This window comes from Leptodesmis sp. (genome assembly GCF_052746595.1).
Window position 1 is genome coordinate 1 of record NZ_JBRAGO010000151.1, and the last position, 7652, is coordinate 7652.

Annotated in this window: 6 protein-coding genes; 1 reads left to right on the forward strand and 5 read right to left on the reverse strand. The window is 49.3% G+C overall.

Annotation, left to right across the window (positions count from 1 at the left end; all coding sequences use genetic code 11):
- Window positions 1–456, forward strand: a 456-nt coding sequence (locus ACUVQO_RS21590) for a hypothetical protein (protein ID WP_445927884.1), incomplete at its 5' end; no start/stop codon positions are given.
- A gap of 133 nt (window positions 457–589) precedes the next feature.
- Here the strand turns inward: ACUVQO_RS21590 and ACUVQO_RS21595 are convergent.
- The 5 genes from ACUVQO_RS21595 to trmD form a co-directional block, all read right to left on the reverse strand.
- Window positions 590–3379 carry a valine--tRNA ligase gene (locus ACUVQO_RS21595; protein WP_445927885.1) on the reverse strand — a complete coding sequence of 930 codons (2790 nt, stop codon included), beginning with the start codon at window positions 3377–3379 and terminating at the stop codon, window positions 590–592.
- Window positions 3380–3727: 348 nt separating this feature from the next.
- Complete coding sequence (locus ACUVQO_RS21600) at window positions 3728–5530, reverse strand: ABC transporter substrate-binding protein (RefSeq protein ID WP_445927886.1); 1803 nt, start codon at window positions 5528–5530, stop codon at window positions 3728–3730.
- 34 nt (window positions 5531–5564) lie between these two features.
- Window positions 5565–5963, reverse strand: a complete 399-nt coding sequence (locus tag ACUVQO_RS21605; protein WP_445927887.1) for a hypothetical protein — start codon at window positions 5961–5963, stop codon at window positions 5565–5567.
- 214 nt (window positions 5964–6177) lie between these two features.
- Window positions 6178–6666 carry a 2-C-methyl-D-erythritol 2,4-cyclodiphosphate synthase gene (ispF, locus tag ACUVQO_RS21610; protein WP_445927888.1) on the reverse strand — a complete coding sequence of 163 codons (489 nt, stop codon included), beginning with the start codon at window positions 6664–6666 and terminating at the stop codon, window positions 6178–6180.
- 159 nt (window positions 6667–6825) lie between these two features.
- Window positions 6826–7533, reverse strand: coding sequence for a tRNA (guanosine(37)-N1)-methyltransferase TrmD (gene trmD / locus ACUVQO_RS21615; RefSeq protein WP_445927889.1), 708 nt, complete (start codon window positions 7531–7533; stop codon window positions 6826–6828).
- Window positions 7534–7652: the final 119 nt, after the last annotated feature.

Here is a 7652-nt window from a genome sequence, read left to right on the forward strand (position 1 = left end):
TCAATTCTATTAAATAGAATAAATAAAGATTTACGCTCTGCAATTGGGGAGTGGATCGAGAACAACCAAAAATCTCTTCAAGAGTACATAAGACAGAACTCGATTAAAGGTGGTTACAGAGGAGTCTATGCTTCTGCTTTAGGCAAAATTTACCAATTGCTTTTTGGGCGAAACAAAAAAGAGATTAATGAACTTTTAGATATTAAACACTATGAAACGCCTAAAAATAATGTTGAAGTAACTCAACTTCAGCGCATTGCTCAAACTGAGGATCTAGCTGCTAAATACATCCAGCGCAAAAATATGAACCCGCTTGAAGCAATTAATGCGGCGGTTGAGGCTCTGTTGATCGAAATTGAAGAGCCTCGGCTTGGCGATCGGATTACTCGACAAGATGTTTACCGGGTGCTGGGAGCAAAGCAAGAATTGAGGTCCGCGCAATCCAACGAGAAGTAATGTCTTCATGAACAAAGCAGTAGGCCATGCCTACCAATGGAACCAGGGCCTAACTACTTATTCAATTATCTACGCACCCCCTCACCCATCTACCTGCTCACTTACGCACTCACCCATCCACTCATCTACCCATCTACTCCCCTACCTCCAAATCCTTCAGCCGATCGCGCAAAATCTCCGCCTGTGTCTGGGCTTCTGCCAGGGCCGCTTGAGCCGTTTGCACGACATCAGCAGGGGCTTTGGCAACGAATTTGGGATTGTTTAACCGTCCGGAGAGAGATTGAATTTCAGCTTCGACTTTCTTGAGGTCACGTTCGAGCTTCGATCGCAGCGCATTCAGATCCACCACGCCAGCTAGGGGAATTAGCACCTGAACGGTGCCAATCACACTTGCAATCATTTTCTGAGAAGAGGCTTCAGAGGCGGCTTGTTGAGCATCCTGGATCGTTAACTGTTCTACCTTGGCCAGATCCTGAATATAGGTTTGTCCACGGGTGAGGATGTTGCGTTCGCGATCGCTGTCACTTTGCAGGAACGATTTGATTTTCACTCCTGGCTTGATTTCGGCCTCGGCCCGCAGGTTGCGAATCGTACGAATGGTGCCAATCAGGAGGTCAAAATCCTGTTCTAGGTCGGGATCAATTAAATCGGGATTCGCTTCGGGGTAGGACTGCAACGCCAGAAACTGATCGTCCTTGGCCTGGGTGAGGGTATGCCAGATCTCCTCGGTAATGTGAGGCATGAAAGGGTGCAGCAGACGCAGGGTGCCTTCTAAAATATGAGCCAGAACCTGTTGGGCCGTTTGTTTCGACTCCAGATTGTCTCCTTGCAGGCGGGACTTCACCAGTTCAATGTACCAATCACAGAAATCGCCCCAGATGAATTCGTACAGCCCTTTTGCTGCTTCACCTAACCCATAGTTATCAATACACTGGCGAGTTTGCTGTACCAATTCGTTGTAGCGGGAGAGAATCCAGCGATCGGCCAATTGCAGAGAGTTTTGAGTTTTAAGTTTTAAGTTTTGAGTTGTATCTGAGAACTGAGAACTGAGAACTGAGAACTCAAAACTTTTTCCCAGGTTCATCATTACGAAGCGGGAAGCATTCCATAGCTTGTTGGTGAAGTTGCGGGAGGCTTCAACCGATTCCGATTCATCCGTCTTGCGGTTGTACATCAGGCGGATATCCTGCCCGGCTCCGGCCACTTCTTTCACTAGGGTGTAGCGGAGGGCATCACAACCATACTTATTAATCAGCAGCAGAGGGTCGATGCCATTGTTAGCGGATTTCGACATCTTCTTATTGTTCTCATCCCGCACCAGACCATGAACATAGACGGTTTCAAACGGCATAGTTCCGGTGAAATGTTCGGCCATTAGGGTCATGCGGGCGACCCAGAAGAAGATGATGTCAAAACCTGTGACCAGGGTTGTGGTTGGGTAGTAGGTTTTGAAGTCCTGTGCGTCGGTGTCCGGCCAGCCCAGAGTTGAGAACGGCCATAAACCGGAGGAGAACCAGGTATCCAGCACATCCGGATCTTGTTCGAGTTGCACCTCGGCTCCAAATTGGGCGATCGCCTGTTCCCTGGCTTCGGCTGCATTGTGGGCCACCACGAACGGCGTATGGTCGGTAATTTCGCCACCTGTTTCACTGACAGCATACCAGGCAGGAATCTGGTGTCCCCACCAGAGTTGCCGGGAAATGCACCAGTCGCGCAGGTTGACTAACCAATCGCGATACACTTTTTTCCAGCGATCGGGCACGAACACGGGCAAGTCTTTTTCGTCCAGAAATTCCAGGGTGCGATCGGCCAGGGGGCGAACTTTGACAAACCACTGGGTGGAAAGGAGTGGCTCCACGGGGACTTTGCCGCGATCGCTGTAGGGAACGGTGTGCTTGTAATCCTCCACTTTCACCAGCACGCCCAGTTCTTCCAACCTGGCGACGACGTTTTTGCGGGCGACGAACCGATCCTGGCCTTCAAACGGCCCCGCATTTTCGTTCAGTGTGCCGTCCTTGTGCATGATGTTGATGAACGGTAAATTGTGCCGCTTGCCCATATCAAAGTCGTTGGGATCGTGGGCAGGCGTAACTTTCACACAACCTGTGCCAAAGGACGAATCCACATATTCATCGGCAATGATGGGAATCTCCCGATCCATAATTGGCAACCGCAACATCTTGCCAACCAAATGCTTGTAGCGGGAGTCCTCCGGATTGACCGCAACCGCTGTATCTCCTAGCATTGTTTCCGGTCGGGTAGTCGCCACTTCGACGAAGCCAGAACCATCCGCCAGGGGATAGCGGAAGTGCCACAGATGGCCGTTGATTTCCTGCGGCTCCACTTCCAGATCAGACACGGCAGATTGAGTGGCCGGACACCAGTTCACCAGATAGTTACCCCGGTAAATCAACCCTTCGTTGTAGAGATCTACAAAGGCTTTCAGAACAGCGGCAGATAAGCCTGCATCCATCGTGAAGCGTTCCCGTGACCAGTCTACGGATAGGCCCAGGCGGCGGATTTGACTGACGATTGTTCTACCAGATTCTTCTTTCCACTGCCAGGCCCGCTTGAGATATGCTTCCCGTCCTACATCAAAGCGAGTTTTGTGTTGCGATCGTAATTCTTGATCCAGAATGGCGCTCACAGCAATGCTGGCGTGATCGGTGCCCGGCAACCACAGGGTATTGCGGCCGATCATTCGATGGTAGCGAATCAGCACATCAATTAAGGAATGCTCAAAGGCATGCCCCATGTGCAAACTACCCGTCACATTAGGAGGCGGGATCACAATGCAGTAAGGTTCACCAGGAGCGTTGGGATCAGCTTTGAAACACTCTGTTGCTTCCCACAACTTCTGCCATTTGGCTTCGATGTCGGTGGGGTCATACTGGCTAGGCAAATTGGAGAGGGTGGCAGTCATGGAGTGTTTAGAAGTTTAAGGTCTGCTTTATAAAGGTATCTAAAATTTTGGCACGCGGAATACCCTGTAGAACAACTCCAGTGAGGTGGCACGTATGAATACGCTTAAAATCACGCTGGCGACTGAAGTCGCAGCTATACGGAGAAAACCTGTTGATGCAGGTTACTGAAAACTTTGACTTTATTGAGTCTGCGTTGGCAGACTGGGCGAGTGTAGTCGCGGTTTTAACCGCCGGATACTTTCCTGATGGATATTTGCCTGACCTATGAGCAACAGGAGCAGAATATTACCCAACTGGTGGGGATTGTGGAGACGTTGATTCGAGAGTGAAGATAGGGGCGTCGCTATCTACTGATCGGCCACCTTTAACTCGTAAACATTCCACATCGCACCTCTTTGATCCAGGCTAGTGAACCGAATTCCTTGAATCCGATTACGGATGGCAGACATTGCGATCGAATTAATTAGATGAATCGAGGGTAACTGTTCCTGGACGATTTGTTGAAACTTACCGTAAATTTCCTTGCGTTTTGCCGGATCGAATTCCCTAGCTCCCTCAATGAACAGGCGATCGATTTCCTTTTCCCAGTCGTTAACTTCCCATCCTTGAATTGGGGGTTGTCCTGGCTGAGGCCCCAGATTAAAAGAGTGCAGCCCCCCCTTACTCATCCAGACATTGGCTCCATCATTCGGTTCCGCTCCTCCTGTAAAGCCCAACAAGTAACAATCCCAATCACGGGATGTAGAAATTTTTTCCACCAGGGTGTTGAAGCTGATGGGGTTAAAATCCACCTGCATCCCAATCTTCTCTAAATCCTGCTTAATTTGAGTCGCCATTAACACACGGGTTTTATTCTCCGCATTTGTGATCAGCGTGAAGCGAACTCGATTACCGTCTGAATCCAATAACTGCCCCTGAGTGTTGTACTTAAAACCTGCTCCTTGCAGGAGCTCTTTTGACTTTGCAGGATTATAGGCATAGCTCTTTAAGCCTTCTTTAGGAGACAGGTAGAAGGGACTCTGGACAGAGATCGGAGAATCTTGAGGTTGTCCAATTCCACGAAAGATGTTGTTAATCATCGTGGGGCGATCAATGGCATAGGCTACAGCTTGCCGAAACGCCAGGTTATTGAACCAGCGAGATTTAATGGGATCAACTAGAGGTTGTCCATCTTTATTCTTAGCCCGGTTTAAGTTGAACGAAATAAAGTTAGTGCCAGATGCTGGCCCACCACTGTAAACCGTAAATTTGCCACGTTGTTCTTCTCGCTTGACTAAGGAGAAGTCATCTGGCCCTAATCCCAACGCATCCAGCTCACCGGAACGGAACTTAATTAATTGGTTATCAGTGCTTTCAACAATTTGCCAGACAATCTGATCAATATAAGGCATCTGCTTACCCTGGGCATCTTTTCGCCAGTAATAAGGATTGCGGCGATAGATGACGCGCTGCCCTGTCATAAAACTGTCAATGACATAGGGGCCATTCACCACAATTTTTTTAGGATCCGTATCTGTACCCCAGGTCGATAAAAATTTAGGATTTCCAGTGGCATCAAGGGTGGTAACGGTATCTTTCAATACATGAGCTGGGTAGATTGTAATACCTGCCAGAGAACTTAAAAATGGTGAGAAAGGTTCGGGTAGGATAAATTCAATCTGGCGATCGGTCAACTTCTTGACCTGTGGTAATTGCCGCTGCACTCCAATCTTGAGAACATCCCGAACATCAGTAGGGATCTTTTCGTTTAAGTAGATGTCATTGAACGAGAACACGACATCATCAGCCGTTAGGGGCTGTCCATCAGACCACTTCAATCCCTCCCGAAGGTTGAAAATGTATTTCAACTTATCCTCTGAAATTGTCCAGGATTCTGCCAGTTCAGGTTCAAGTGCACCTGTCACCCCGTTCTGGTCAATCAAAAAATCGCTGGTCAAAATTGAAATATTAGGCCACTCCTGCCCTAAAGCCAAATTGAAGGTTTTGGGATTGGACAGCGTGCTGGTTACATATTGAGGCACTTGAGCAGAGGCCACCTTGAAGTGCTGACCACTGCAGCCATTCAGAGCGATCGCCACGCAAAAGCTCAACATCCCTGCTATACCAATCTTCCACCATCTGTCAAACCATCCCCTGACCGTCCAATTCATGCTTCTATATCCTCCAGATTGATCCCCAATGTGGCTAACCGTTCTCGCAATCGTGCTGCTTCTGCCTGTTCTGTTGTTCATACAGGGTCTTCTTATAGGTCTGATCCTGATCTTTCGTACCCTCAGAAGTCATTTCAAAGATCACCGCCGGAAGCTGGCCCTCTTCCCAGATCTTGTAGTTGTCCCGTGGCCCTGGAGTCACGTTGAGAATCACCACCACATTCGGTGCCACCCGCAGCTTAGGATAGCCCTGAGCATAGTAAAGAAGCTGATTTGCCAGCACGATCGCCTGCTGTCCGGCCAGATACTGACGCAGGGCAACCACCGCATTGATAATGGCATCGACATGAACAGACATTTTTGCCAAGGGTTCACCATCTGAACTGGGATAAAAAACTTCGGCTGTCTGAGGAGCGGGTACAACAGAAGTCATACCTGCGTTTACTGACTGTTGAGTAATCCCATTCTAGGTGTCAGGTTGAACGCTTGAGATAACCGAGGTGGGTGGTTAGTGAGAGCGAATTGGGTAAAGAGGTGGATGAGTGGATGACGAAGATGGGAAGATGGTGCGATGATGAGATTCTAAGCATCACTCCGCTCATCACCTTTCTTGACTATTCCCTCCTTCTGACCCCATCTCCTAATCCCTAATCCCTGATCTCCTCCAATAACACCACCGCATAGGCCGCCATCCCTTCTTCCCGCCCAGTTGCATCCAATTTTTCATTCGTCGTCGCTTTAATGCCGACTTGATCGGGTTGGAGTTTGAGAATCGCAGCTAGCCGATCGCGCATCGCCGGAATATGAGGCTTCAACTTAGGCCGTTCTGCCACAACCACTGAATCAATATTACTGATCTGCCAGCCCTTCTCCTGAATCAGGCGATCGACCTGTTCCAGCAACTTCAAGCTATCGGCTCCTGCCCACTGCGGATCCGTTGGCGGGAAGTAGTGCCCTATATCTCCCAGGCTGAGCGCCCCCAACATCGCATCCATAATCGCGTGGGTCAGCACATCTGCATCACTGTGTCCCAGCAATCCCAATGGGTGCTCAATCTTCACCCCACCCAAAATCAAGGGACGCTCCGGCACCAGTCGATGAATATCGTAGCCATTCCCAATCCGAATCCCAGCCATGAATTGCCCTCAGTCGTGTCAGCAGCTTGCTTTCTGATTATAGGGAGGGGGGAGTCGGGGAGTGAATAGGTGGATAGTGAGTTGTGGACAGTGGAGAGAAGGGGTGAAGGATGAAGGGTGAGAAGAGGCTTGAGGAAGACTAACTCATCTGCCCGCCATCTATCCGTCCACCCCTTCCCCTCTCCCTTCCAACCATTTCTCATACAAATCAGGCCGTCGATCGCGAGTCCGCTGAATTTGTTGCTCTCTGCGCCACTGGGCGATCGCCTGATGATTACCAGAAAGCAGTACCTCAGGCACTGACCAACCTCGAAAGACGGGAGGGCGGGTGTACTGGGGATAGTCCAGCAAGCCTGTTTCAAAGCTTTCGGCTTTTAAGGATTCTTCTTTGCCCACGGTTCCAGGCAGCAGGCGAATTACCCCATTCAGTAGAGCTAGGGCTGGGATTTCGCCGCAGGTCAGGACAAAATCACCCAGGGAAACCTCACGGGTGACCAGATGTAATACCCGCTCATCTACACCTTCGTAATGTCCACAAATGATCACTAACTGGTCGTAGTTCGCGGCAAAGTGTTGGAACATCGGTTGATGCATCGTTTCTCCCTGGGGAGTCATCAGCAAGACTTCCCGCTGGGGGAGTACAGGAACCGATTCGACGGCGGCAAAAATAGGTTCCGGCTTCATCAGCATCCCGACTCCGCCGCCATAGGGTTCGTCGTCTACCCGATGATGTTTATCAGTGGTAAAGTCACGGGGATTTGTTAGATGAACTGCGGCAATGTTTCTGGCTAAAGCTTTACCCAGTAATCCTGAATTGAGGGGAGAGGTAAAAAAGTCAGGAAACAGGGTAATGATGTCGAAGCGCATAGAGGGGCAAAAATTCTTTACCTTCTTTAATTTACGCTTTAATAATCTGTTGTTAAGCGTATTATTTATAAAAGCTCTCAAGTAATATGTTTCGAGAGTCCTTTAACTATTGAGGGGTT